Consider the following 25,390-nt stretch of genomic DNA (forward strand, 5'->3'; position numbering starts at 1 on the left):
AGAACATTAAAGCACTGCTTCGGCGGTGCTTTTTTGTTTCTGCCATTCGGCATAAGAAATGTATGACGATACAGCAAAATCCAGGCTATAGTCCTGCCTGACACCCCCTTTACTTACTGTAATTCTGCAGGATATCTTCAGTAACTATGTTTACAGCTGCCAACGCATCAGGTCGAAAAATCCTTCTTACCTGTTTCATTACAGGCCTGGTCGTTGCTGTTATCATCAGTTGCTTACAGTTTACAGTGAGCTGGCATAAACGTGAGGTGAAGTACGATACGCTGATCACTGATATCAAAACTTACCTGGTCCACTATTTTGCCGATCTGAAAACCTCTACCGACAAGCTGCAGCCATTGACGTTATCGTCCTGTAAAAAAGCAGCCCCTGAACTTACTGCCAAAGCTGCGTTCAGTCTTAATGTTCGGACCTTTTTGTTAGTCAGAGATAAAAAAGCATTTTGCTCGTCGGCAACAGGCAATATGGATATCCCCCTCGCCCACCTTGTTCCGGCACTGGATATTTCTAAAGATGTTGATATCGCCATCTTGCCCGGAACCCCCATGATGCCCGGGAAACCCGCCATGGTGATCTGGTATCGCAATCCGCTTATCAGCAACAGCGGTGTCTTCACTGCACTCAATCTTAATTTGACGCCTTATCTTCTTTATACCTCACGACAGGAAGATTTTGACGGGATTGCCATGATTGTTGGCGATACGGTGCTCTCAACATCTTCTTCTCACTTGCTCAATATCAATGAGCTAAGCGGTCCGCCAGCACGCCAGGTGAAAGTGGAAGGTATACCGCTGACAGTGCGCCTTTATGCTACTGAATGGACATGGAATGATTTGTGGTACGCCCTACTCCTTGGCGGTATGAGTGGTATCGCAGCGGGTCTGCTCTGTTTTTATATTCTGTCTGTTCGTCTGCGTCCCGGTAGAGAAATACTTACCGCGATTAAACGCGACCAGTTCTATGTGGTCTATCAACCGGCGGTAGATACACAAAGCCTGAAGGTAACCGGGCTGGAAGTACTCCTGCGCTGGCGTCATCCTGTAGCGGGCGAGATCCCACCGGATGCCTTTATTCACTATGCCGAAGCCCAGCGGATGATCGTACCGCTGACGCAACATCTCTTTGAACTTATTCGCCGTGATGCCCACGTACTGCAACGGGTACTGCCAGTTGGCGTGAAGTTCGGCATTAACATTGCGCCTGACCATCTGCATGGTGAAACGTTCAAAAAGGATATCCGCCAGTTAGTCGAATCCTTACCGGCGCATCATTTCCAGATCGTTCTGGAGATTACCGAGCGTGATATGCTGAAGCAACACGAAGCTACGCAACTCTTTGAGTGGTTGCATTCCGTCGGTGTTGAAATCGCCATTGACGATTTTGGTACCGGGCACAGTGCATTGATTTATCTCGAACGCTTCACCCTTGATTACCTGAAGATTGATCGTGGCTTTATTAATGCGATTGGTACGGAAACGGTCACCTCACCAGTGCTTGACGCCGTACTCACTTTATCAAAACGCCTTAATATGCTGACCGTAGCCGAAGGTGTAGAAACGCCAGAGCAAGCCAAATGGCTGCGTGATCGTGGCGTTAATTTCCTTCAGGGCTACTGGATCAGCCGTCCCTTGCCACTGAATGAGTTTGTGCAATGGCTGAAGAAACCAGACACACCGCAGTGGTAAGCCAGACAGGCGTCCATTATGATTAAAATATGACGCTTGCCGCTTGCGGAACAAATTATTAAGGAAAATCCCTTGCAGATGATTGCTCACCTGACGCTGATATTTGTCGCCCTGTTTAGTTTTGTGGCACAGGCGCAGGAAATTAAAGAAAGTTACGCTTTTGCTGTACTTGGTGAACCCAAATACGCCTTTAATTTTGATCATTTCGATTATGTGAATCCTGCAGCGCCCAAAGGAGGGGAAATCACACTTTCGGCAATTGGCACCTTTGATAACTTCAACCGCTATTCTCTACGCGGAAATCCTGGTGTACGCACCGAGCAACTCTATGACTCACTGTTTACCACCTCTGATGATGAACCTGGCAGCTACTACCCTCTGATTGCCGAAAACGCGCGCTATGCTGATGACTTCTCATGGGTCGAAGTCGCGATAAATCCCCGTGCGCGTTTCCATGACGGTACGCCCATTACCGCTCGTGACGTGGAGTTTACCTTTCATAAGTTTATGACCGAAGGTGTACCGCAGTTTCGTCTGGTATACAAAGGCACGACGGTAAAAACCATCGCACCTCTTACAGTACGTTTTGAGCTGGCCAAACCCGGTAAAGACGATATGCTCAGCCTGTTTTCTTTACCGATCATGCCGGAAAAATACTGGAAAGATCATAAACTCAGCGATCCGCTTTCAACTCCCCCCCTCGCCAGTGGCCCGTATCGTATTACGCAGTGGAAAATGGGGCAGAATATTGTCTATTCCCGTGTGAAGGATTACTGGGCGGCGAATTTACCGGTAAACCGTGGACGCTGGAACTTCGATACTATTCGCTACGACTACTATCTCGACGATAACGTCGCGTTCGAGGCATTTAAAGCAGGTGCTTTTGATTTGCGTCTGGAAAACGACGCCAAAAATTGGGCTACACGTTACAGTGGCAAAAATTTCGACCTTAAATACATCATCAAAGACGAGCAAAAAAACGAATCCGCGCAAGACACTCGTTGGCTGGCATTTAATATTCAACGTCCGGTATTCACTGATCGTCGTGTACGAGAAGCCATCACCCTGGCTTTTGATTTTGAATGGATGAACAAGGCGCTGTTTTATAACGCCTGGAGTCGTACCAACAGTTACTTCCAGAACACCGAATATGCTGCCAGAAATTACCCTGACGCAGCTGAGCTGGTATTGCTGGCACCAATGAAAAAAGATCTTCCCCCGGAAGTTTTCACCCAAATTTATCAACCGCCAGTATCAAAAGGTGAAGGTTATGATCGTGAAAACCTACTGAAAGCCGATAGTTTATTAAACGAGGCTGGGTGGGTAATGAAAGATCAGACACGAGTTAACGCAACCACAGGCAAACCACTCAGTTTTGAGTTGCTTGTTCCTTCCAGCGGCAATAACCAATGGATATTGCCTTTCCAGCATAGTTTGCAACGGTTAGGCATTACGATGAATATTCGTCGGGTCGATAACTCCCAAATCACCAATCGAATGCGTAGCCGCGATTATGACATGATGCCCCGACTATGGCGGGCAATGCCGTGGCCCAGCTCCGATTTACAAATTTCGTGGGCGTCACAATATATCGACTCCACTTATAACGCCCCTGGCGTGAAAAGCCCGGTGATAGATTCGCTCATTACGCAGATCATTGCAGCTCAGGGCGATAAAACCAAACTTGTGCCACTCGGTCGCGCACTGGACCGCGTTTTAACATGGAACTACTACATGTTACCGATGTGGTATATGGCAGAAGACCGACTGGCGTGGTGGGACAAATTCTCCCAACCGGCGACTCGCCCGATTTATACTATCGGGCTCGATACCTGGTGGTATGACGTCAATAAAGCCGCAAAACTACCTGCTGCCAAACGACAGGGAGAGTAAATGGGCGCTTATCTTATTCGTCGCTTATTACTGGTGATCCCGACTATCTGGGCCATCATCACAATTAACTTTTTTATTGTTCAGATTGCCCCAGGAGGACCGGTTGATCAGGCCATTGCCAATATTGAATTTGGCAATAGCAGCGCCCTGCCTGGCGCAGGTAACGGAGGGATGCAGGCCAGCCACGCGCAAACCGGTGTGGGTAATCTCAGCGACAGCAACTATCGTGGTGGGCGTGGCCTTGATCCTGAAGTCATTGCAGAAATTACCCATCGCTATGGCTTCGATAAGCCCATCCACGAGCGCTACTTCAAAATGCTCTGGGATTATATTCGTTTTGATTTTGGCGATAGCCTGTTTCGCAGCGCATCCGTGCTCTCGTTACTAAAAGAGCGACTGCCAGTTTCTGTCACCCTTGGATTATGGAGTACACTCATCATCTACCTGGTTTCGATTCCACTGGGTATCCGCAAAGCCGTACACAATGGCAGCCGTTTTGATGTCTGGAGTAGCGCATTTATTATTATCGGCTATGCCATTCCCACTTTCTTATTCGCCATTTTATTGATTGTATTCTTCGCAGGTGGCAGTTACTACGACCTCTTTCCACTGCGTGGGCTGGTTTCGGCAAACTTTGACACGCTACCGTGGTATCAAAAAATCACTGATTATCTCTGGCACATTACCCTGCCAGTCACAGCTACCGTGATTGGCGGTTTTGCCACACTGACAATGCTGACTAAAAACACTTTCCTTGATGAAGTTCATAAGCAGTATGTAGTCACCGCCCGTGCCAAAGGGGTCAGTGAAAAAAACATTCTCTGGAAGCATGTTTTTCGTAACGCCATGCTATTAGTGATCGCTGGCTTTCCTGCCACCTTTATCTCGATGTTTTTTACCGGTTCGTTGTTAATTGAAGTCATATTTTCACTCAATGGCATCGGTTTACTGGGCTATGAGGCAACCGTATCCCGCGATTATCCGGTAATGTTTGGCACTCTGTATATTTTTACCTTGATCGGCCTGCTGCTGAATATTATCAGTGATATCAGCTATACCCTGGTCGATCCTCGTATTGATTTCGAGGAACGATAATGTCGCGACTTAGCCCTATGAATCAGGCCCGTTGGGCACGTTTTCGTCGTAATCGTCGCGGCTACTGGTCGTTATGGATTTTTCTCATGCTGTTTGGCTTGAGCTTATGTGCAGAATTGATCGCCAACGATAAACCGTTATTAGTGCGCTACGATGGTAGCTGGTATTTTCCACTGGTGAAAAATTACAGTGAAAGTCAATTTGGTGGACCATTAGCCAGTGCTGCTGATTATCAGGACCCATGGCTCAAACAACGACTGGAAGAAAAAGGTTGGGTGCTGTGGGCGCCGATACGCTTTGGTGCGAACAGTATTAACTACGCGACAGATAAACCTTTCCCTTCACCACCTTCCGCACAAAACTGGCTGGGAACAGACGCTTACGGCGGCGATGTACTGGCACGTATTTTATATGGCACACGTATTTCAATTCTTTTTGGTCTGACACTGACATTTTTTTCCAGCGTAATGGGCATCATAGCTGGTGCATTACAAGGATATTACGGTGGGAAAATCGATCTCTGGGGGCAGCGTTTTGTTGAAGTGTGGTCCGGGATGCCGACCCTGTTTTTGATTATTCTTCTTTCAAGTGTCGTGCAGCCGAATTTCTGGTGGTTGTTGGCAATAACCGTGATTTTTGGCTGGATGGGGCTGGTGCCTGTAGTACGTGCAGAGTTTTTGCGCACCCGAAACTTCGATTACATCCGGGCGGCACAAGCGCTCGGCGTCAGTGACCGTAGCATTATGTTTCGTCATATGTTACCTAACGCCATGGTCGCCACACTGACCTATTTGCCGTTTATTTTGTGTAGTTCGATTACGACCCTGACCTCGCTGGATTTTCTCGGCTTCGGTTTACCACTTGGTTCCCCGTCGCTCGGCGAATTACTCCTACAGGGGAAAAATAACCTACAGGCCCCGTGGCTTGGTATCACCGCTTTCTTGTCGGTGGCTGTTCTGTTGTCATTGCTGATCTTTATTGGTGAAGCAGTGCGCGATGCATTTGATCCCAGCAAGGCGGTATGAAATGAGTCAACCTCTGTTAACCATTGAAAATTTATCGGTGGGTTTTCGCAACCAGCAGACTGTACGCACGGTCGTAAATGATATTTCTCTGCAGGTTGCCGCCGGAGAAACACTGGCGCTGGTGGGGGAATCAGGTTCTGGGAAAAGTGTTACTGCTTTGTCAATATTGCGGCTGCTACCCTCTCCTCCTGTTGAATATCTGGCCGGAGATATTCGATTTCATGGTGAATCATTGCTTCATGCCAGTGAGCAGAAACTACGTGGTGTGCGTGGTAACAAGATCGCCATGATTTTTCAGGAGCCGATGGTTTCGCTAAACCCTCTGCATACTCTTGAAAAACAATTATATGAAGTGCTCGCGCTACACCGGGGTATGCGCCGGGAAGCCGCGCGTGGTGAAATTCTCAGTTGTCTGGATCGCGTGGGTATCCGTCAGGCAGCCAGGCGACTGAACGATTTTCCACATCAACTTTCTGGCGGTGAACGTCAGCGTGTCATGATTGCAATGGCATTACTGACCCGCCCTGAATTGTTAATTGCTGACGAACCCACAACGGCCCTCGACGTCTCGGTTCAGGCACAAATTCTGCAACTGCTGCGCGAACTGCAAGGCGAGCTGAACATGGGCATGTTATTTATCACACATAACCTCAGCATTGTCAGAAAACTGGCCGATAGTGTAGCGGTCATGCAAAACGGTCGCTGTGTCGAGCAGAATCGCGCTAAGGCGTTATTTGCTACTCCTGCGCATCCCTACACACAAAAACTCCTTAATAGCGAACCCGCAGGCGATCCCGTGCAGCTTCCCGAGCAAGCGGTCCGGTTACTCAACGTCAACCAGTTACAGGTGGCTTTTCCGATCCGCAAAGGTATTTTTAAGCGCGTGGTGGACCAAAACGTGGTGGTTAATGACGTGAGTTTTAACCTCCGAGCAGGTGAAACACTGGGGCTGGTTGGAGAATCAGGTTCCGGTAAAAGTACAACCGGACTGGCACTATTACGACTGATTAACTCTCAGGGAAGCATCGTGTTTGATGGTAAACCGCTGGAGAAACTTAGTCGCCGCCAGTTGTTGCCATTTCGTCATCGGATGCAGATTGTTTTTCAGGATCCAAATTCCTCGCTCAATCCCCGGCTGAACGTATTGCAGATCATTGAGGAAGGGTTACGGGTGCATCAGCCAGTACTTTCAGTAAAACAGCGTGAAGATCAGGTGATCGCGGTGATGAATGAAGTGGGGCTATCGCCTGATACCCGCCATCGTTACCCGTCAGAATTTTCCGGTGGTCAACGCCAGCGGATCGCTATCGCCCGCGCGTTGATCCTCAAACCTGCGTTGATCATTCTGGATGAACCAACGTCCTCACTGGATCGCACAGTTCAGGCACAAATTCTGGCATTGTTAAAATCGCTGCAACAAAAACATGGTCTGGCCTATATCTTCATCAGCCATGATCTGCACGTGGTACGTGCATTATGTCACCAGGTTATCGTTTTACGTCAGGGAAAGGTGGTCGAACAGGGGCCGTGCACACGCGTCTTCAATGCACCACAGCACGAGTATACCCGTCAGCTGATTGCCTTAAGCTGACGTTCAAAAAGGATTGTTGTTGGAAAAAGGCTCTGCTATCGCCACGCCGACATTTTTCAAACGACAGGTTGCAGCAAATTCATCCTGACGATTAACGAAAAGACACGGCTCGCCTTCACACTCCAGTACAGAACAGGAGAGTTTAATATCACTCAGGGCCTGGCTGAGTTTATGCATTACCGGCCATGCATTGTCGTCGTCCGGACTGAGCAGTTTGAGTGCCACAAGGCTGTTTTCGCCGCACTGACTGTTCTGCGGAATCGGTTCAACTTTTGAACCTGCGAAACCCGCCGACCAGCGATAGCTCTGCGGCAGACGATGAACGATTGAAAGTTGTAATGTAGTCACGATATTCCCCGGAAGCAAAAATACTTCACAATTTATTTACATCAATATTAACACATCATCAACAATCCGTCCTGAAACAGATTGCAAAGGTTATGCCCCGTCTGCCTGACCTGTTTGGCCATTGTTAAAATAATGTTTACAGACATAAGCAGATGACGGGCTATATGTACCCGTTTCTGCGATCCAACTCAACCTTTTTAAATACAATGGTGTGACTTTTTACATAAATTGATTTTACATAAATCAAACAAAAGGCGGAGAAATGATGAATTTGTCGTTGATATGCATCAACAAAGGGGGCCTTACGGCCCCCATATTGTGCAATTGATCACCGTTTTTTCGGTCGACTGGCGTACAAACAGAAGAGAATTGAACACGTCGCACAGAGAGCGATTGACCAGATCATTGGCCATGCGGAGTTGAAGGTTGCCAGCGATAGCAATGCACCAACAATGGCGCCAATACCAAAGCGGAAAGTGCCTGCCAGTGACGATGCCGTTCCTGCCATGTGTGGAAACTCATCCAGAATGACTGCCATCGCATTGGATGACACCATCGACACGCAGCCCACAAACGCCGCAACACCAACCACCAGAGACCAGAACCCCAGGCCCAGCAGCGCGCTAATGACCATCCATGCCGCCACCATAAACTGGATCCATAATCCTGCCCGAAACATATTTAACGCGCCAATACGACGAACAAAGCGGCTGTTAAAGATGGTCATCACAAACAGGAAAACAATGTTCAGCGCAAAGTAATAACCAAAATTTTCCGGCGCGACGTGGTTAATTTCAATGTAGACAAACGGTCCGGCGCTTAAGAATGAGAACATCCCGGCAAAGCTGAAACCACTGGCCAGCATATAACTCAGGACACGCTTATGGCGGAACAGTGCCGCAAAGTTACCAATAGTGGTACGAATGTGAAATGGCTGACGGCGCTCTGGCGGCAACGTTTCTTTAATCAGGAAGAAAATCATTGCCGAAGCCAGAATCGCCGCCAATGCCAGGATCCAGAAGATGTAATGCCAGCTTAACCATACCAGCACCCAGCCGCCGACAATCGGTGCCATCAACGGTGCAATAGTGGTCACCAGCATGACAAACGACATCATCCGCGAGAACTCTTCTTTCGGGTAGATATCGCGCATCAGGGCGTTAATGACCACGCTGGCCGCAGCTGCCGCCAGGCCGTGGAAGAAACGCATCACAATCAGCTGATCGATGGTTTGTGCCAGCGCACACGCCACCGCGGCGGCGGCAAACACCAGCGTACCGCCAAGAACCACCGGCTTACGCCCGAAGCTGTCTGCCATCGGCCCGTAGATTAACTGCCCTAACGCAAACCCCAGAATATAAGTACTGAGGGTCATCTGCGTACTACCTGCCGGTACGCCAAACTGCGCTGAAATTACCGGTAGCGCGGGCAGATACATATCAATCGACAGCGGCATCAACATGGCCAACAGGCCAAGGATAAAAACAATAGCAAACGATGAGTGCTGTCGAGTGGTCACAACGGGCTCCTGAAAGTCATTAAAGTGTTAGACGACGCTGGCAACTTCTTCTTCAGTTAACGGACGATATTCACCGGGGGCTAAATCTGCATCCAGGGTAATACCACCAATACGTTCACGATGCAGCTCAACCACGTGGTTGCCCACGGCGGCGAACATGCGTTTCACCTGATGATAACGCCCTTCGCTGATGGTCAGACGAACCTGCGTTGGGGTAATCACTTCCAGTACCGCAGGCTTAGTGAGATCTTTTTCATTATGCAACTGCACGCCTTTAGCAAATTGCTCTGCCGTATCGTCAGCTACGGGTGATTCCAGTGTCACCAGATAGGTCTTCTCGCAATGATGGCGCGGCGAAGTAATGCGATGCGACCACTGACCATCATCAGTCATCAGCACCAGACCGGTGGTATCGATATCCAGACGCCCTGCGGCGTGCAGTTTCCACGCTACCGGTTCATCAAGAAAATAGAGCACCGTTGGGTGATCCGGGTCATCAGTTGAGCAAACATAGCCCTGAGGCTTATTGAGCATGAAGTAACGAGGACCGTGTTGCTGCGCCAGCGGGTTGCCATCGTAAGCGACTTCATGTTCAGGTAGCAGTTTGAACGCTGCGTTACGGACGATTTCGCCATCGACGGTGACACGATTGCCGCGGATTTCACGCCCGGCAATAGCACGGCTAACGCCGAGTTGCTGTGCGATAAATTTATCAAGTCGCATGTGTGTGATTTTGCCTGTAAAAACGGAGGTCGGGCATTGACCCGAAAATCTGAACTGTTGTCTGCCCAGTATAGCGGTCTAATAACATCCCTCAAGGGAAAAAGATCCATGGCATACTATTAGCAGAATAATCTACCTACGCGAGACCATGATTTTTACACTCCGTCCATATCAGCAAGAAGCCGTGGATGCCACGCTCAACCATTTTCGTCGTCATAAAACCCCTGCCGTTATCGTGCTGCCCACCGGTGCAGGTAAAAGCCTGGTGATAGCGGAACTGGCGCGGCTGGCGCGTGGTCGTGTGCTGGTGCTGGCACACGTTAAAGAGCTGGTGGCGCAAAACCATGCAAAATATCAGGCACTGGGACTGGAAGCCGATATCTTTGCCGCTGGGCTAAAGCGTAAAGAGAGCCACGGTAAAGTAGTATTTGGCAGCGTGCAATCGGTCGCCCGTAACCTTGATGCCTTTCAGGGTGAATTTTCACTGTTGATTGTCGATGAATGCCATCGTATTGGTGACGATGAAGAGAGCCAGTATCAGCAAATCCTCACTCACCTGACAAAAGTGAATCCCCGCTTACGCCTGTTAGGGCTGACTGCCACGCCTTTTCGGTTGGACAAAGGCTGGATTTATCAGTTTCATTATCACGGCATGGTACGCGGCGATGAGAAAGCCCTTTTCCGCGACTGTATTTATGAGCTGCCGCTGCGTTATATGATTAAACACGGCTATCTGACGCCGCCAGAACGACTGGATATGCCAGTAGTGCAATACGATTTCAGCCGATTGCAGGCACAGAGTAACGGGCTGTTCAGCGAAGCCGATCTCAACCGCGAGCTGAAAAAACAGCAACGTATTACCCCGCACATCATCAGCCAGATTATGGAGTTCGCCGCAACGCGCAAAGGGGTGATGATTTTCGCTGCGACAGTCGAACACGCAAAAGAGATTGTCGGCTTGCTGCCCGCTGAGGATGCAGCACTTATTACTGGCGACACGCCAGGCGCTGAACGCGATGTATTAATTGAAGATTTTAAAGCCCAGCGTTTTCGCTATCTGGTCAACGTCGCGGTACTGACCACCGGATTTGACGCCCCGCACGTCGATCTTATCGCTATTCTGCGCCCTACCGAATCAGTGAGTCTTTACCAACAAATTGTCGGGCGCGGTCTGCGTCTGGCTCCCGGGAAGACTGATTGCTTAATTCTTGATTATGCGGGTAATCCTCACGATCTCTACGCGCCGGAGGTCGGTACACCAAAAGGCAAAAGTGACAACGTCCCGGTACAGGTTTTCTGCCCTGCCTGCGGTTTTGCCAACACCTTTTGGGGGAAAACGACCGCCGACGGGACATTGATTGAACACTTTGGTCGTCGTTGTCAGGGATGGTTTGAAGATGACGACGGTCATCGCGAACAGTGTGACTTCCGTTTCCGTTTTAAAAATTGCCCGCAATGTAACGCAGAAAATGATATTGCCGCCCGCCGCTGCCGCGAATGTGACACCATACTGGTTGATCCGGACGATATGTTAAAAGCGGCGCTACGACTGAAAGACGCGCTGGTATTACGCTGTAGCGGCATGTCTTTACAGCATGGGCACGACGAGAAAGGCGAATGGCTGAAAATCACCTATTACGATGAAGACGGCGCGGATGTGAGTGAGCGTTTCCGTCTGCAAACGCCCGCCCAGCGTACCGCCTTCGAGCAGCTTTTTATCCGCCCGCATACGCGTACACCGGGCATCCCTCTGCGCTGGATCACCGCTGCTGATATCCTCGCCCAACAAGCGTTGCTGCGCCATCCGGATTTCGTCGTCGCACGAATGAAAGGCCAGTACTGGCAAGTGCGCGAAAAAGTGTTTGATTACGAAGGTCGTTTTCGTCGGGCACACGAATTACGCGGTTAATGGTAGTTTTAATTGATGTGCAAGGCGATTGAGTATAGAATCTCGCCCGCTTTTGCATATGCAAAGCAGATCACTTACCTGTTGCTGGGTCGCCTGTAGCAGGATTAATTTAAGAGAGAAAGAAATGTTTACTATCAACGCAGAAGTACGTAACGAGCAGGGTAAGGGTGCGAGCCGCCGCCTGCGTACCGCTAACAAATTCCCGGCAATCATCTACGGTGGCAACGAAGCGCCGCTGGCTGTTGCTCTGGATCACGACAAAGTCATGAACATGCAAGTTAAAGCTGAATTCTACAGCGAAGTTCTGACCATCGTTGTTGACGGTAAAGAAATCAAAGTTAAAGCTCAGGACGTACAGCGTCACCCGTACAAACCTAAGCTGCTGCACATCGACTTCGTTCGCGCTTAATCGCTGAATAAGTTGTAAAAATACCGCGCAGGCGGAAGTACTGTTTGAGCGTTTCTTCGCGAATCTTTAAATTCAGTACTAAAAAGCTCCCGATTTCGGGAGCTTTTTTATTGTTTCTTAGCGATGTTAATAAGTACTGTCTATAGTCACTCTCACTAGATCACTTATGTCTTCTGAAAGTAAATACTGTGATTTAGTCAACGTTTTGCCACTTGTTGTTTCAGGAACGCAGTAGTAGACATGTAAAAAAGCGTTGACTTATCAGGTGATTGAAATATCGCATGACCACTGCCTGGAATTATTGCCATCTCACCTTTTGGTAATAAATGATAGAGTTCTGTAACTTCTTCAACAGTAAAAAATTCATCACGATCACCCGCAATCACCATAACTGGCACTTGAATTTTTTTAACATCCTCAGCTATAGAGAATGGTGTTGTCCACATTGGCCAAATATTTTTTAAGAAAATTCGCCAATATTCAGGTTGCTCAGGATGATGCATATTCTGAAAAAAAGTCACCATTTCTGGCATGTCGCGTGCCATTTGACTCAAATAAGCGTCAGTCAATACTTGATGAGGCGCACCTTTGCCATAGAAAACCTCCATCCCCTTCATGTAATGAGCAGATGCAAAACGGTGTGTTGCACCTCCGACCACAGCAGCACTGGCTAAATCCGGGTAGCGACTTATCAGCTTCAGAACAACCATGCCGCCATCGCTGTACCCCATCACCAACGGCTTTTCAAGTTTTAGTGCTTTGATTAATTCAGCCATATCCTCGGCCATCAGGTCATAACTAAATTGACCATCAGGGTTATTTGTTAAACCATGACCACGACTGTCAGGCATAATGACACGAAAATTCTTCGCGGCAACAGCTGCCATTCCCTTCCAACTTTTTGAAGTCAGGCCTCCACCATGAATCAATAATAATGGAGGTCCGTTTCCCCCCTCCTGATAATGGATTTTAAGCCCATTAGCTTCGATAAATTTATCGGGACGTGATTCCGTTGCAGCTGTACTTAATGAAATTAAAGATGTGAATAGAAATATAATTAGCGCTTTAAATAAATTAACCACATACCCTCCTGATAATGGTACCAGGCTTTGACACCCAGATTATCCAATTCATTGTATTAACGACATTTTTCAAAACCTAATTTATATACACTGAATAATCAATAGTGGTAGCACCAAGTATGCGATCCAGTTTCGGACCTTCGTTTATTTGTGTTTTTTTAATTTGTGGGGACAAAAGAACGAGGTAAAAGCATTGTGGGAAGTTATTGATAAACAGGTTCAGAACAATTCACAGTATGCAGTTTAGAGCGCCATCGGATCATTCCAGATGGCGCTTAGCGCATGCAACTTGAAGTATGAAGAGTAGTGAAAGGTCGAGATTAGTTGCCAGACGTCCGGCGCTGCAATTGATCGCGCAGGTTCGGCGGCGTGCCTTTAATGGTCAGGGTATCGGTCGCCGGGTCCCAGAAAATACGCTCACCTAACAGCATCGCATCAAAGTTAATGGTTAAGCCTCCGCCGCTACCGGCAAACTTCGTCAACTGACGCAGCGTGCTGCGGTCTGCCGGGAAGCTCTCTTCCAGTTCGTAGCCTTTTTCCGCCGCAAATTCCGTGAAGCTCACTTCGCTGACGCCCGCCAGTTCTTTCGACAGCGATTCCAGCTCGATCTCTTCGCCCGCCTGCAATTGCTCATTACAGTAGCTATAGACCTGCTGGCGCACGTTCTGTCGTTCTGCTTTATCCAGTTGTGCTTCGGCAGTGAAATCATCGACCGCCTGTAACAGACCACGGTTTTGCGCTTTCGCATTCAACCCTTCGCTGGCACCAAGGAAATCCATAAAGAAATCCGCTACTTTGCGCCCTACTCGCCCTTTCAGGAAAGTCAGGTAGCGCGTTGATTCCGGGTTGGTTTCCCATTCGGTTAAATCGATGCGTGCAACGATATCAGCATGATTGATATCGAGATAATGGGTCGGGTTAATGTCGAGATTTTCATTAACACGCATACTGCTTAAATTGTTCAGCACGCAAATTAGCAAATACTCAACCGCCAGATAACGATAGTGGCAAAACAGCACAAAACCACCATCGGCAAAGGGATACTTTGCCAGTTCGTCACGCAGTCGCCCGGTTGCTGCCCGGCTAAAGGCGAGGAAATCCTCCTCCCCCTGCCGCTGCAAACGCAGAGCCTGCGCCAGTTCACTCTCTTCGCTGAACAGGCCATATGCTTTATTCTTGGCGCTGTAAACACGATGAAGTTCCGCCACCATTTCGCTAACGGTGTCAGTCGGTTCCAGTAATGAATCGCGCAGGACCAGCTCAAGATTTTGCTCATCGCGCTTGATAAGCTGGTGCAGGGCAATCTGGTTGATATCCAGACTCATGATAAACTCTCCTTTAAGACCGGGCGGTATTCAACCACCACCCGCGAGGCGACGCAACCGCCGAAGGCCGTCATTTTGCACCCTGGTCTGTAATACGTATGATTTAGGGTATAAAAAAGCAGAAAAAAAGCTGTTGCTACGGTAATATGTTGCCCTTTCATCAACTCATTGATTTTGATTTATGCCACAACTCTCTCGTTACAGTGATGAACAGGTTGAACAACTCCTTGGTGAGATGCTCAACGTACTGGAAAAACATAAGGCGCCTACTGATCTTTCCCTGATGGTTCTGGGAAACATGGTCACTAACCTTATAAACACCAGCATTGCCCCGGCCCAGCGCCAGGCGATTGCAAACTCTTTTGCCCGCGCACTGCAGTCATCGATCAACGACGACCCGGCGCATTAAGAGACGGCTTGGGGAAACGAACGACTCGTTATGGTAACTCATCGTCAGCGCTACCGTGAAAAAGTCTCCCAGATGGTTAGCTGGGGGCACTGGTTTGCACTGTTCAACATTTTACTGGCCATTGTTATTGGCAGTCGTTACCTGTTTGTTGCCGACTGGCCGACTACGCTTGCAGGTCGCATCTATTCTTACCTGAGCATTATCGGCCATTTCAGCTTTTTGGTGTTTGCCACCTACTTGCTGATTTTGTTTCCCCTGACCTTTATTGTCGGTTCCCAGCGGCTGATGCGGTATTTGTCAGCCATTCTGGCAACAGTGGGAATGACGCTGCTACTTATCGATAGCGAAGTCTTCACCCGCTTTCATCTCCATTTAAATCCTATTGTCTGGGAACTGGTCATCAACCCTGACCAGAATGAAATGGCACGAGACTGGCAACTGATGTTTATCAGTGTGCCCGTTATCCTGTTAATAGAAATGTTGTTTGCGACATGGAGCTGGCAAAAACTGCGCAGCCTGACGCGCAGACGGCATTTCGCCAAACCGCTGGCGGCCTTCTTTTTCGTCGCCTTTATCGCCTCCCATGTGGTTTATATCTGGGCCGATGCGAACTTCTATCGCCCTATTACCATGCAGCGTGCCAACCTGCCGCTTTCTTATCCGATGACTGCACGCCGTTTTCTGGAAAAACATGGGTTGTTGGATGCACAGGAATATCAGCGTCGGTTGGTTGAGCAGGGTAATCCTGATGCGGTATCCGTACAATATCCGCTAAGCGAGCTGCAATACCGTGATATGGGAACAGGCCAAAACGTCCTGTTAATTACTGTGGATGGCCTTAACTACTCGCGCTTTGAACAGCAGATGCCAGCACTGGCTGAGTTTGCTGAACAAAATGTGTCATTTACCCGGCATATGAGTTCAGGAAACACTACCGACAACGGCATTTTTGGCCTGTTCTATGGTATCTCACCGAGCTATATGGACGGTATTTTATCGACCCGTACACCAGCAGCGTTGATCAGCGCGCTCAACCAGCAGGGCTATCAGTTGGGGCTGTTCTCCTCTGATGGCTTTACCAGCCCGTTATACCGTCAGGCTTTGCTTTCAGATTTCTCGATGCCAAGCGTGCGGACACAGTCAGACGAGCAAACAGCCAGCCAATGGATCAACTGGCTGGGGCGCTACGCACAGGAAGATAACCGCTGGTTCTCATGGGTTTCCTTTAATGGCACAAATCTGGACGACAGCAATCAGAGTGGTTTCACCAGTCGTTATTCACGTGCAGCGGGTAAAGTCGATAAACAAATCGAGCGTTTAATCACAGCGCTACGAGATGCAGGAAAACTGGACAATACGGTGGTGATTATTACTGCCGGGCGAGGTGTTCCACTTACGGAAGAACAGCGTAATTTTGACTGGTCACGCGGTCATCTTCAGGTACCACTCGTGATTCACTGGCCAGGAACGCCAGCACAGCGTATTAACACTCTTACAGATCATACTGATGTCATGACTACGCTGATGCAGCGTCTGTTACATGTAAGCACACCTGCAAATGAGTATTCTCAGGGGCAAGATCTGTTCAACGCCAATCGCCGCCACAGTTGGGTAACGTCGGCAGACAGTCGTACCCTGGCTATCACAACCTCGGCCATGACGCTGGTCCTGAACAATAACGGCACCTACCAGACCTATAATTTGCAGGGTGAAAAACTTCGCGATCAGAAACCACAACTCAGTCTGCTACTGCAAGTACTGACTGACGAAAAACGTTTTATCGCTAACTGATTTATAATTAATCAGTTAGCCGTTTTCTCCCCTTGCAATCGGTGTGGAAAACGGTAGTATTAGCTCCCACGAGTCGGCACGTAGCGCAGCCTGGTAGCGCACCGTCATGGGGTGTCGGGGGTCGGAGGTTCAAATCCTCTCGTGCCGACCAAAAATCCCAAGAAAACCAACCCATTGCGGTTGGTTTTTTTATGCCTGTTTTTTGTGCGGGGAATTATTGGGGAGTCACCGGGCGAAAACTGCCACGTGTTTGAGCTAACAACAACAGTGTCAGGCTCCTGGTCTCTGTAAATTCCCTTATTTGGTGGAGAAAGTAAAAATATTATTGAGGACTACCTTAAATTAATAAATACTTCTAAAAAACACCAACAAATAAATAACATAATCAATCACGCCTAATCACATATTGCCATAAAGCATCAACTATCCCTCATCATCAAATAATGTTATTGGTATTAAAAATTAGCACCCTATTTAAAAGTTTACTGAGCATAATATATTAATTATCGTTTAAGAGTATTCTTATACAGGATTAATTCCGCATCATTACCATTGGTTCTGCGTTTATCAAAGCGCATTACCAGACGTTCTTTACTTAATTTTAATGAAGAAGAGAACCCTGCATGGATATTTCATCTAAACCTCGGTCATCTAATTTGAAGAAACATACGTTAGCTTTAGGGCTTATATCAGCTTTATTTTTTTCCTTTCAGGCTCACGCCGATCTGAGCAGAACTTCTAAAGGTGCATTATTAGGTGCCGGTGTTGGTCTGTTGTCGGGAAATGGCGTTAACGGTGTACTGAAGGGTGCCGCTGTTGGCGCTGGCGTTGGTGCCGTGACAGAAAAAGGAAAAGACGGAAAAAAAGCCCGTAAAGGGGCCAAAGTTGGCGCAACTCTCGGTGCTGTTGCTGGCGTTCTGACCGGTAATGGTCTGGAAGGCGCAATTAAAGGTGCAGTAATTGGCGGTGCCGGCGGTGCCATTGTTGGCAAAATGAACTGAGGAATGATTATGAAAAAAGTAGCATTATTAGCGGGCTTATTTATTTTTGCGCCAATGACCTTTGCGCAGAATTATGACATTAAAAACGGACTGCCTTCAGAAGCGTATATGACCTGTGCAGATGCCAATGAACTGGCTAAAACTGATAGCGCTTACGTGTCTGAAGTTGTAGCCGTGATGGGTAATGCCAGCGTCACCAGCAGAAACCTGAAAATTGAACAATCCCCGGAACTGAGCAACAAAGTCGTAGAAAAACTGAATCAGGCTTGTGCAAAAGATCCGCAAATGCTGTTAATTACCGCCATTGACGATACCATGCGCCAATTGAGCAAATAACAGACTTGTTCTGCCGGGCTTTGGTAATTAAGCCCGGTTTTGCATTAATAGCCCTTCAAAGTTTTCCCCTCTTCTACTTGAAATAGTTTTTCACCGGTATAGATGAAAAACTTTATATTCTGCTGTGTTAATAAACAATTTTTACTACTTACCCATAAGGAAAATAGGGTAAAATTCCTGGTCTCGTCAGCATAATTAATCATGCTGATTTTCACGCCATAAACAATAACGATTCTAATAATTACTCAGGAGATGAATATGCCTGAAACAACACCTTTTCAGGTGCTGATCGTGGATGATCATCCACTGATGCGACGAGGAATTCGTCAATTACTGGAACTGGACCCGGCATTTGAAGTGGTCGCCGAAGCAGGCGATGGCGCAAGCGCGATCGATCTGGCTAATCGCCTTGATCTTGATCTGATCCTGCTGGATCTGAACATGAAGGGTATGAGTGGCCTGGATACCCTCAATGCTCTACGCCGGGATGGCGTGACGGCACAAATTATCATCATTACTGTTTCTGACTCTGCCAGCGATATCTATGCGTTAATCGATGCGGGTGCAGATGGCTATCTACTGAAAGACAGTGAGCCGGAAAGTCTGTTGGCCGCGATTCAAAAAGGGGCGAACGGTGGAAAAGTATTCAGCGCCCGCGTCAGTGAATATCTGCGCGAACGTGAACGCTTTGGTTCAAAAGATGATCCGTTCAGCACTCTTACAGAACGTGAGCTTGATGTATTACACGAACTGGCGAAAGGTTTATCCAATAAACAGATTGCCTCGGCACTGAATATTTCCGAGCAGACAGTAAAGGTACATATCCGCAACTTACTGCGTAAACTTAATGTCCGCTCCCGTGTGGCGGCCACCATTCTGTTCCTGCAACATCGCGGAATATAATAAAAAAATAGCCCGATGGATTTCCTATCGGGCTTGTTCTTATTTACTCTCCTGTGGTGATAAGTGTTGCATCGCCTGCGCGATACTGCGTTCAATCACCGCACGGCGAGTATCGTTGGCAGGTAAGAGTTTCAACATCATCTCCCACGCGGCAACGGCTTCGCCAAATCGCTGCTGCTCAAAGGCATTAAACGCATACATGCTTAACACACGGATATTGCTATGGTCCGTTCTCACCAACTGGCGTAGCAGTTCACCACCCAGGCGGTTGTCATTGGGATCAGATGAACGTGTCAACGCTTCAGCGTATCCGAGTGCGGCATCACTGTTCTTCGGATCGAGGCGATACGCAGTGGCGTATGCATCGGTGGCGATACTGGCGTTACCCAGCGCCATACCAACGCGCCCCAACATAATCCAGCCTTCTATATCTCCCGGATTTTTTTGCAGTTGGGTACGCATCCCCAGCGCAAGGCGGGACATCTCTTCTTCGTTGAGCGGATCGGCTTTCGGATCCAGCGCCCTGTCCAATAATGCCGGCGCCTGTGCCGTGGCCTGCTGCCAAATTTTCACCTGCTGATAATTGCCGGTCTGGTAGTAGCTGACGCCAGCCACAATTAACGCCACCACAATACCCGGCAGATAAACAACATATCCGGCACGCTTACCTTCCGGCACGCTTTGTTCAGGAAACGCTTCCTGCACCACGCGTACCCGACGCCGCGAGCGGGCGTAAATGACCCAACCGCCAATGCCAATAGCCACCACCGGTAGCACCCACAGCAGCACGGTCAGCGGCGTTAACGGTGGATCGTAAGTGACGAAGTTGCCGTAGCGCGCCACCATATAATCGACAATCTCTTTCTTACTTTTACCTTCCTGCATCAGTTCGTACACTTTCTGGCGCAGGTCGGTGGCAATCATCGAGTTAGAATCGGCAATGCTGTTGTTCTGGCATTTCGGGCAGCGCAGTTCTTCAGTGAGCTGACGGAACTGTTGTTCCTGTGCTTCATCTTTAAACTGCAACACGTCGATGGTCGCCAGCGCTGAGCCGGAGATCATCAGCATCAGCACGCCCAATAAAAACCTCATTGTGCGGCCTCCTTACTGTATTTCTCCCACAACGGCTTGATCTCTTCTTCCCAGACGCGGGGATTGAGATCACCCGCATGGCGATAGCGAATGATGCCGTTGCCGTCGATGAGGAACGTTTCTGGCGCACCATAGACACCGAGATCCAGCCCTAACATACCGTCACCATCAAACAGGCTTAACGCGTAAGGATTGCCCAACTCTTTCAGCCAGCTGATCGCTTTCTGGCGATCGTCTTTATAGTTCATGCCGACTACTCGGATGCCCTGCGCTGAAAGCTGATTCAGATATTGATGTTCCGCGCGGCAGGTCGGGCACCAGGTCGCCCAGACGTTGAGCAGTACCGGTTTGCCCTGGGTCAGCACGTCCGCCTGATAAAACTGACCAGGATTGTCCAGCGATTCGAGGCGAAACTTTGGCACCGGCTTGCCAATGAGCGCCGATTCCAGATTGGTCGGATCATCCCCTTCGGCATTACGCGCCAGCTGCCACAGCAACGCCGCAGCAATCGCCAGGAAGATAATTAAAGGAATTAACAATACTTTGCGCTTCATACAGCCTCCGGCGCAGTTTTTTGCGGGTTCACGCGCTTACGATAGCGAGGATCAAACAGACACAGCAGTCCGCCCAACGCCATCATCAGCCCGCCCGCCCAGATCCAGCGAACAAACGGTTTGTAGTAAAGGCGCACAGCCCACGCACCGTTTTCCAACTCTTCACCGAGCGCTGCGTACAGGTCACGCGTGATCCCACCATCAATCGCTGCTTCTGTCATCATCGACCCGGCTGTGTTGTAATAACGTTTTTCCGCATACAGCACCGTTTCCGGCTTGCCATCTCGCGTTACGCCGATAGTCGCCACACCGCCGCGCCAGTTCGGACCAGTCACTTCTTTGACATCACGGAAGGTGAAGCGATATTCATGAATATCGACGCTATCGCCGGACTTCATGCGCACATCACGCTCAACGCTATAGTTCTGGCTAAAGGCAATACCAACAATTGTCACTGCCAGCCCCAGATGAGCCGCCACCATTCCCCAATAACTGAAGGTGGTTTTCGTGCCGCGTGAAATACGCAGCGCAGCTTCCGCAATTGCCAGCACCGCAATCCAGCAGGCCATTGCCAGGCCGAGCACCGTCATCGCCACAACTTTGCTTTCGAACAGCCACGGCACTATCAGCGACAACACCAGCGTAGAGATGAAAGCGATAATCAATAAATTGCGGATTTTACGTGGGCGATCGCGCCCCCAGCGCACCAGTGGACCGACACCAAGCAGTAGCGCAAACGGCACCATCAGCCAGGTAAACATAGTGTTGAAGAACGGTTCGCCAATCGAAATGCTGCCCAGTCCCAGTTGCTTGTGCACCAGCGGCAGCAGCGTCCCCAGCAACACCACCAGCATCGCGGCGACCAGCAAAACGTTGTTCGCTAACAGCAAAGATTCCCGCGACCACAGCGCATTGTTTACGCGTGAGCGAACTTTGTGTCCACGCGCGGCAAACAGCAGCAGCGAACCGCCAATCACCAGCACCATAAAGGCGAGGATAAACATACCGCGCGCCGGATCAGACGCAAACGCGTGTACCGATACCAGCACGCCGGAACGCACGAGGAAAGTCCCCAACAGACACAACGAGAAGGCACTGATTGCCAGCAGTAATGTCCACGCTTTGAAGCTGGCGCGTTGTTCAGTGACCGCCAGTGAGTGCATCAGCGCAGTCCCCACCAGCCACGGCATAAACGAGGCGTTTTCTACCGGATCCCAGAACCACCAGCCGCCCCAGCCGAGTTCGTAATAGGCCCATGCGGAACCGAGCACAATGCCGAGCGTCAGGAAGATCCACGCTGCCAGCGTCCACGGGCGGGTAAAACGCGCATAGGTGCTGTCCAGACGCCCACTCAACAAAGAAGCAATGGCGAAAGCAAACGCCACCGAGAAACCGACGTACCCCATATAGAGCAGGGGCGGGTGGAAGATCAGCCCCGGATCCTGCAACAGCGGGTTAAGATCGCGACCTTCAATCGGGAAATTCGGCAGCGTGCGTGAGAACGGGTTAGAGGTAAAGAGAATGAACAGCAAAAAGCCGACACAGACCATCCCCATTATCGCCAGTACACGGGCCACAATATCCAGCGGAATACGCTGACTAAAAATCGCCACCGCAAATGTCCAGCCGCTCATCAGCAGCACCCACAGCAGTAGCGAGCCTTCATGCGCACCCCAGGTTGCCGCCACGCGATACCACACCGGAAGCTGGGTATTGGAGTTGCTGGCAACATAGGTGACAGTAAAGTCATTCACCACGAAAGCATTGACCAGCACCAGAAATGCGCCAGCCACAGACATAAATAGCAGCCAGGCAAACAAGCGCGAAGAAGCCATCATGCGCGCATCCCCGCGCGCCACGCCCCATAGCGGATACACGGACAGCAACAGCGCAATTCCTAGCGCCAGGCACAGCAGTCCGTTACCAATTTCTGGCATCATGATGCTGGGTCCTTATAAACACTCGCCGGGCGACGGTGATTAGCTTCCATCGCTTTCTCGACTTCTGGCGGCGTGTAGTTTTCATCGTGTTTCGCCAGTACTTCTTTCGCAAGGATATGATTGCCTTTTTCCAGTTCGCCCTGCACCACAACGCCCTGCCCTTCACGGAACAGATCCGGCAAAATGCCTTCGTAAGAGACATCTACTGAACCTTCAGCGTCGTAAATAGTGAACGTTACTTTTAGCGAATTCGGATCGCGCTGCACGCTACCCGGCATTACCATCCCGCCAACGCGCAGACGCTGACCGACTTCCGGCATCTGTTGAGTTTCACGCTTGCCGTAGAGAATTTCCCCCGGCGTATAAAAAAGATCGATATTCGAGCGCAGCGCATACAACACCAGGCCGATAGTCAGCGCCAGCCCCGCCAGCACGGCACAGGCAATCCACAAGCGGTTTTTACGGCGAATATTCATGCAGCCTCCTGCTGTTGCGCAGCACGTAAACGCGCCTCACGCGCCCGCTGTTGCGCCACGCCACGCAGAATTGCGCGATGCTGCAACACGGAGTGCACGACCAAAACCACCAGCGGAATAACGGTCATCACCACCGCCAGCCAGACAAAAAAGGCGTAACCGCCCATTGCGAAAAATTCATTCCAGGAAGCAAATGCAGGGGTCATTTACGGCCTCTTTTCAGTATCAGTTCACTCACCCACGGACGGCGTTTTTCCATCAGCAAAATTAAATTACGCATCCGCATCAGCGTCAGCGTGGCAGACAGCAGCAGGAAGCCAAAAATCGACCAGCGCAGCGGCGAACGCATCGCCGGATCGATACTTTGCTGCATCCGCGTTGATCCCTGATGCAGGGTGTTCCACCACTCCACGGAGTAATGAATAATCGGCAGATTCACCACGCCAATCAGCACCAGGATACCTGCCGCACGGCCCGCCAGACGACGGTCGTCGAAGGCGTGCCACAGGGCAATCACACCAACATACAGAAACAGCAGCACCAGTTCAGAGGTCAGGCGTGCGTCCCATACCCACCAGGTGCCCCACATCGGTTTTCCCCATGCGGAGCCAGTGACCAGGGCAATAAAGGTAAACACGGCACCAATGGGAGCCATCGCCGCGACCGCCAGGTTAGCCATTTTCATCTGCCAGACCAGGCCAATAAACGCCGCCACCGCCATTGATGCATAAATGCCCATCGACCAGATCGCCGCAGGCACATGCAGGTAGATAATGCGATAGCTATTTCCCTGCTGATAATCAGCAGGAGCAAAGCCGAATCCCCAGATCCAGCCGACGGTAAGCACGACCACACTGGCAATTGCCAGCCACGGTATAAACCAGCCACAGATTTGATACAGCCGTGGTGGGATCGCCAGTTGATGCAGTGTTTTCCACATAGTTTCGATACCAGACTCGAACAAAAATCAGTAATCCAGCGTTATTGAATGCTGATTCGTAACGCTGCCGCCGTCGCAAAAGGACTTAATGTCGCGGTGCCTGCCAGCAACGCGCCTAAAATTGCCAGATACCCGTCAACGGGCAAATGCATCGAAGCCGCGTCCATCGCGGCGGTGGCAAAGATGAGTAATGGGATAGTCAGCGGTAACACCAGTATGCTGAGCAGCACACCACCGCGTTTAAGTCCCACTGTCAGCGCCACGCCCGGTGCACCGAGAAAACCAAGCGTTGGGGTTCCCAGCAGCAGCGTCAGCGCCATCACTTGCCAGCCATAAACATCTATTCCCAGTAGCATTGCTACCAGTGGCGAAAGGATGAGTAACGGCAGACCTGTTACCATCCAGTGCGCCATCACCTTCGCCAGCACAACGGCGGGCAAGGGTAACGGCAACAACATCAATTGTTCAAGACTGCCGTCCTGCAAATCGTCACGGAACAGTCGTTCCAGTGCCAGCAAGGATGAAAGCAGCGCTGCAACCCAGATAATGCCTGGGGCAATACGCGCGAGCAGTTGCGGCTCCGGGCCGATACTGAGCGGAAAAAGGGTAATAACAATCAGGAAGAACCACAGCGGGTTGGCGATTTCGGCGCTATGGCGAAACGCTACGCGCAGCTCAAGACGGAAAATGCGCCAGAACATCATGCGGCCCTCGTTTGCGTCAGTGAAATGCGGCGAATTTTACTTTCAGCAACGTTGAGCGGCTGGTGGGTAGTCAGAATCACAATCCCCCCCTGCTCCGTATGCTGCGCCATGCGCTGGGTCAGACGATCGACGCCGTTGACGTCAATCGCGGTAAAAGGTTCGTCGAGTATCCACAACGTGGCACGGGTCAGCCACAGACGCGCTAAAGCGACGCGGCGTTGTTGCCCGGCAGAAAGTTGATTTACCGGAATATCTTCGAATCCGGCAAGCCCGGCCTGCGCCAGGGCTTCCAGACATTGTGCGGTATCGCCATCGCGATGATAAAAGTGCAGATTTTCCAACGCCGTCAGCCGGGTTTTGATCCCCGGCTGATGGCCTATCCATAACAGGTTTTGATGGTAGCTGTCGCGTACCTGATGCAAGGGCTGCCCTTGCCAGAGAACCTCGCCTGCGTCAGGGCGCGATAACCCTGTCAACAGGCGGAGAAGTGTCGTCTTCCCCGCACCGTTACTTCCGGTAATCTGCACCCACTCCCCTGCTTTCAGGGAAAACGATAAATCACTGAACAACGTTCGTTCATCACGCTCGCAGAGCAAACCTCTGGCTTCAAGCATTACCACTC

Annotated in this window: 25 protein-coding genes and 1 tRNA gene; 13 read left to right on the top strand and 13 right to left on the bottom strand. The window is 50.0% G+C overall.

Going from position 1 to position 25,390, the window contains the following annotated elements; translation table 11 throughout:
- Nucleotides 1-146 precede the first annotated feature (146 nt).
- The 5 genes from EFER_RS11380 to yejF all read left to right on the top strand — a co-directional run bounded on the left by EFER_RS11380 (nt 147) and on the right by yejF (nt 7,307).
- Nucleotides 147-1,703, top strand: coding sequence for a cyclic di-GMP phosphodiesterase (locus EFER_RS11380; RefSeq protein ID WP_000493376.1), 1,557 nt, complete (start codon nt 147-149; stop codon nt 1,701-1,703).
- Nucleotides 1,704-1,781: 78 nt separating this feature from the next.
- The gene (locus EFER_RS11385; protein WP_000560236.1) at nt 1,782-3,596 is read left to right on the top strand and encodes an extracellular solute-binding protein; all 1,815 of its coding nucleotides are present in this window, start codon (nt 1,782-1,784) and stop codon (nt 3,594-3,596) included.
- Nucleotides 3,597-4,691 (top strand): microcin C ABC transporter permease YejB, encoded by a 1,095-nt coding sequence (locus EFER_RS11390; protein WP_000501574.1) that lies wholly within the window; start codon nt 3,597-3,599, stop codon nt 4,689-4,691.
- On the top strand, nt 4,691-5,716 hold the full coding sequence (locus EFER_RS11395) for an ABC transporter permease (protein WP_000088890.1): 1,026 nt from the start codon (nt 4,691-4,693) through the stop codon (nt 5,714-5,716). The genes EFER_RS11390 and EFER_RS11395 overlap by 1 nt, the downstream gene beginning before the upstream one ends.
- Nucleotide 5,717: 1 nt before the next feature.
- On the top strand, nt 5,718-7,307 hold the full coding sequence (gene yejF / locus EFER_RS11400; protein ID WP_000082113.1) for a microcin C ABC transporter ATP-binding protein YejF: 1,590 nt from the start codon (nt 5,718-5,720) through the stop codon (nt 7,305-7,307).
- 3 nt (nt 7,308-7,310) lie between these two features.
- Here yejF and EFER_RS11405 read toward each other — a convergent pair whose 3' ends face one another.
- The 3 genes from EFER_RS11405 to rsuA form a co-directional block, all read right to left on the bottom strand.
- Complete coding sequence (locus EFER_RS11405; protein WP_000209718.1) at nt 7,311-7,655, bottom strand: YejG family protein; 345 nt, start codon at nt 7,653-7,655, stop codon at nt 7,311-7,313.
- A gap of 328 nt (nt 7,656-7,983) precedes the next feature.
- On the bottom strand, nt 7,984-9,174 hold the full coding sequence (bcr, locus tag EFER_RS11410) for a multidrug efflux MFS transporter Bcr (protein ID WP_000213373.1): 1,191 nt from the start codon (nt 9,172-9,174) through the stop codon (nt 7,984-7,986).
- A gap of 27 nt (nt 9,175-9,201) precedes the next feature.
- The gene (gene rsuA, locus EFER_RS11415) at nt 9,202-9,897 is read right to left on the bottom strand and encodes a 16S rRNA pseudouridine(516) synthase RsuA (RefSeq protein WP_001234856.1); all 696 of its coding nucleotides are present in this window, start codon (nt 9,895-9,897) and stop codon (nt 9,202-9,204) included.
- A 148-nt stretch (nt 9,898-10,045) separates the two neighbouring features.
- Here rsuA and EFER_RS11420 point away from each other — a divergent pair, with 148 nt between their 5' ends.
- Both EFER_RS11420 and rplY read left to right on the top strand, forming a co-directional pair.
- Complete coding sequence (locus EFER_RS11420) at nt 10,046-11,806, top strand: DEAD/DEAH box helicase (protein ID WP_000578094.1); 1,761 nt, start codon at nt 10,046-10,048, stop codon at nt 11,804-11,806.
- Nucleotides 11,807-11,930: 124 nt separating this feature from the next.
- Nucleotides 11,931-12,215 (top strand): 50S ribosomal protein L25, encoded by a 285-nt coding sequence (gene rplY / locus EFER_RS11425; protein ID WP_000494197.1) that lies wholly within the window; start codon nt 11,931-11,933, stop codon nt 12,213-12,215.
- A gap of 197 nt (nt 12,216-12,412) precedes the next feature.
- Here rplY and EFER_RS11430 read toward each other — a convergent pair whose 3' ends face one another.
- Together EFER_RS11430 and yejK are read right to left on the bottom strand one after the other, a co-directional pair.
- Nucleotides 12,413-13,297, bottom strand: coding sequence for an alpha/beta fold hydrolase (locus tag EFER_RS11430; protein WP_000247640.1), 885 nt, complete (start codon nt 13,295-13,297; stop codon nt 12,413-12,415).
- Between the two features lie 320 nt (nt 13,298-13,617).
- Entirely contained in the window at nt 13,618-14,622 is a 1,005-nt protein-coding gene (yejK, locus tag EFER_RS11435) for a nucleoid-associated protein YejK (RefSeq protein ID WP_000050772.1), read from the bottom strand.
- A 181-nt stretch (nt 14,623-14,803) separates the two neighbouring features.
- Here yejK and EFER_RS11440 point away from each other — a divergent pair, with 181 nt between their 5' ends.
- From EFER_RS11440 to narP, 6 genes are all read left to right on the top strand, one after another.
- Entirely contained in the window at nt 14,804-15,031 is a 228-nt protein-coding gene (locus tag EFER_RS11440; protein ID WP_001135908.1) for a YejL family protein, read from the top strand.
- A 30-nt stretch (nt 15,032-15,061) separates the two neighbouring features.
- Nucleotides 15,062-16,822: an LPS biosynthesis-modulating metalloenzyme YejM gene (gene yejM / locus EFER_RS11445; RefSeq protein ID WP_000256138.1), complete on the top strand. Its 1,761-nt coding sequence runs from the start codon at nt 15,062-15,064 to the stop codon at nt 16,820-16,822.
- Nucleotides 16,823-16,896: 74 nt separating this feature from the next.
- Nucleotides 16,897-16,973 (top strand) — tRNA-Pro (locus EFER_RS11450).
- Between the two features lie 505 nt (nt 16,974-17,478).
- Nucleotides 17,479-17,823 (top strand): YMGG-like glycine zipper-containing protein, encoded by a 345-nt coding sequence (locus EFER_RS11455; protein ID WP_002431441.1) that lies wholly within the window; start codon nt 17,479-17,481, stop codon nt 17,821-17,823.
- Between the two features lie 3 nt (nt 17,824-17,826).
- Nucleotides 17,827-18,159 carry a YmgD family protein gene (locus tag EFER_RS11460; protein WP_000605457.1) on the top strand — a complete coding sequence of 111 codons (333 nt, stop codon included), beginning with the start codon at nt 17,827-17,829 and terminating at the stop codon, nt 18,157-18,159.
- Nucleotides 18,160-18,417: 258 nt separating this feature from the next.
- Nucleotides 18,418-19,062 carry a nitrate/nitrite response regulator protein NarP gene (gene narP, locus EFER_RS11465; protein WP_001115371.1) on the top strand — a complete coding sequence of 215 codons (645 nt, stop codon included), beginning with the start codon at nt 18,418-18,420 and terminating at the stop codon, nt 19,060-19,062.
- A gap of 39 nt (nt 19,063-19,101) precedes the next feature.
- Here the strand turns inward: narP and ccmH are convergent, their stop codons facing one another.
- The 8 genes from ccmH to ccmA are packed head-to-tail and all read right to left on the bottom strand — an operon-like array spanning nt 19,102 to nt 25,388.
- Complete coding sequence (gene ccmH, locus EFER_RS11470) at nt 19,102-20,154, bottom strand: cytochrome c-type biogenesis thiol:disulfide oxidoreductase CcmH (RefSeq protein ID WP_001211593.1); 1,053 nt, start codon at nt 20,152-20,154, stop codon at nt 19,102-19,104.
- Nucleotides 20,151-20,708, bottom strand: coding sequence for a thiol:disulfide interchange protein DsbE (gene dsbE / locus EFER_RS11475; protein WP_000824439.1), 558 nt, complete (start codon nt 20,706-20,708; stop codon nt 20,151-20,153). The genes ccmH and dsbE overlap by 4 nt, the downstream gene beginning before the upstream one ends.
- The gene (gene ccmF, locus EFER_RS11480) at nt 20,705-22,648 is read right to left on the bottom strand and encodes a cytochrome c-type biogenesis heme lyase CcmF (protein ID WP_000982421.1); all 1,944 of its coding nucleotides are present in this window, start codon (nt 22,646-22,648) and stop codon (nt 20,705-20,707) included. Before ccmF ends, dsbE begins: the two co-directional genes overlap by 4 nt.
- Nucleotides 22,645-23,124, bottom strand: a complete 480-nt coding sequence (gene ccmE / locus EFER_RS11485) for a cytochrome c maturation protein CcmE (protein WP_001026418.1) — start codon at nt 23,122-23,124, stop codon at nt 22,645-22,647. The genes ccmF and ccmE overlap by 4 nt, the downstream gene beginning before the upstream one ends.
- A complete protein-coding gene (ccmD, locus tag EFER_RS11490) occupies nt 23,121-23,330 on the bottom strand; it encodes a heme exporter protein CcmD (protein WP_000186536.1) in 210 nt (69 codons plus the stop codon). The genes ccmE and ccmD overlap by 4 nt, the downstream gene beginning before the upstream one ends.
- Nucleotides 23,327-24,064: a heme exporter protein CcmC gene (gene ccmC / locus EFER_RS11495; protein ID WP_001295447.1), complete on the bottom strand. Its 738-nt coding sequence runs from the start codon at nt 24,062-24,064 to the stop codon at nt 23,327-23,329. The genes ccmD and ccmC overlap by 4 nt, the downstream gene beginning before the upstream one ends.
- A gap of 41 nt (nt 24,065-24,105) precedes the next feature.
- Nucleotides 24,106-24,768 (bottom strand): heme exporter protein CcmB, encoded by a 663-nt coding sequence (gene ccmB, locus EFER_RS11500; protein WP_000971725.1) that lies wholly within the window; start codon nt 24,766-24,768, stop codon nt 24,106-24,108.
- Nucleotides 24,765-25,388, bottom strand: a complete 624-nt coding sequence (ccmA, locus tag EFER_RS11505; RefSeq protein ID WP_002432385.1) for a cytochrome c biogenesis heme-transporting ATPase CcmA — start codon at nt 25,386-25,388, stop codon at nt 24,765-24,767. Before ccmA ends, ccmB begins: the two co-directional genes overlap by 4 nt.
- Between the last annotated feature and the right edge of the window lie 2 nt (nt 25,389-25,390).

The sequence above is a fragment of the Escherichia fergusonii ATCC 35469 genome, assembly GCF_000026225.1.
Classification (GTDB): domain Bacteria; phylum Pseudomonadota; class Gammaproteobacteria; order Enterobacterales; family Enterobacteriaceae; genus Escherichia; species Escherichia fergusonii.

Excerpts from the sequence above, each read along its gene's own strand:
- rplY (WP_000494197.1), top strand. The coding sequence starts at position 11,931 with ATGTTTACTATCAACGCAGAAGTACGTAACGAGCAGGGTAAGGGTGCG.
- EFER_RS11380 (WP_000493376.1), top strand. The coding sequence starts at position 147 with ATGTTTACAGCTGCCAACGCATCAGGTCGAAAAATCCTTCTTACCTGT.
- rsuA (WP_001234856.1), bottom strand. The coding sequence starts at position 9,897 with ATGCGACTTGATAAATTTATCGCACAGCAACTCGGCGTTAGCCGTGCT.
- yejF (WP_000082113.1), top strand. The coding sequence starts at position 5,718 with ATGAGTCAACCTCTGTTAACCATTGAAAATTTATCGGTGGGTTTTCGC.
- ccmD (WP_000186536.1), bottom strand. The coding sequence starts at position 23,330 with ATGACCCCTGCATTTGCTTCCTGGAATGAATTTTTCGCAATGGGCGGT.
- ccmB (WP_000971725.1), bottom strand. The coding sequence starts at position 24,768 with ATGATGTTCTGGCGCATTTTCCGTCTTGAGCTGCGCGTAGCGTTTCGC.
- yejM (WP_000256138.1), top strand. The coding sequence starts at position 15,062 with ATGGTAACTCATCGTCAGCGCTACCGTGAAAAAGTCTCCCAGATGGTT.
- dsbE (WP_000824439.1), bottom strand. The coding sequence starts at position 20,708 with ATGAAGCGCAAAGTATTGTTAATTCCTTTAATTATCTTCCTGGCGATT.
- yejK (WP_000050772.1), bottom strand. The coding sequence starts at position 14,622 with ATGAGTCTGGATATCAACCAGATTGCCCTGCACCAGCTTATCAAGCGC.
- EFER_RS11395 (WP_000088890.1), top strand. The coding sequence starts at position 4,691 with ATGTCGCGACTTAGCCCTATGAATCAGGCCCGTTGGGCACGTTTTCGT.
- narP (WP_001115371.1), top strand. The coding sequence starts at position 18,418 with ATGCCTGAAACAACACCTTTTCAGGTGCTGATCGTGGATGATCATCCA.
- EFER_RS11420 (WP_000578094.1), top strand. The coding sequence starts at position 10,046 with ATGATTTTTACACTCCGTCCATATCAGCAAGAAGCCGTGGATGCCACG.
- EFER_RS11390 (WP_000501574.1), top strand. The coding sequence starts at position 3,597 with ATGGGCGCTTATCTTATTCGTCGCTTATTACTGGTGATCCCGACTATC.
- ccmE (WP_001026418.1), bottom strand. The coding sequence starts at position 23,124 with ATGAATATTCGCCGTAAAAACCGCTTGTGGATTGCCTGTGCCGTGCTG.
- EFER_RS11385 (WP_000560236.1), top strand. The coding sequence starts at position 1,782 with ATGATTGCTCACCTGACGCTGATATTTGTCGCCCTGTTTAGTTTTGTG.
- ccmF (WP_000982421.1), bottom strand. The coding sequence starts at position 22,648 with ATGATGCCAGAAATTGGTAACGGACTGCTGTGCCTGGCGCTAGGAATT.
- EFER_RS11460 (WP_000605457.1), top strand. The coding sequence starts at position 17,827 with ATGATTATGAAAAAAGTAGCATTATTAGCGGGCTTATTTATTTTTGCG.
- ccmH (WP_001211593.1), bottom strand. The coding sequence starts at position 20,154 with ATGAGGTTTTTATTGGGCGTGCTGATGCTGATGATCTCCGGCTCAGCG.
- EFER_RS11440 (WP_001135908.1), top strand. The coding sequence starts at position 14,804 with ATGCCACAACTCTCTCGTTACAGTGATGAACAGGTTGAACAACTCCTT.
- ccmC (WP_001295447.1), bottom strand. The coding sequence starts at position 24,064 with ATGTGGAAAACACTGCATCAACTGGCGATCCCACCACGGCTGTATCAA.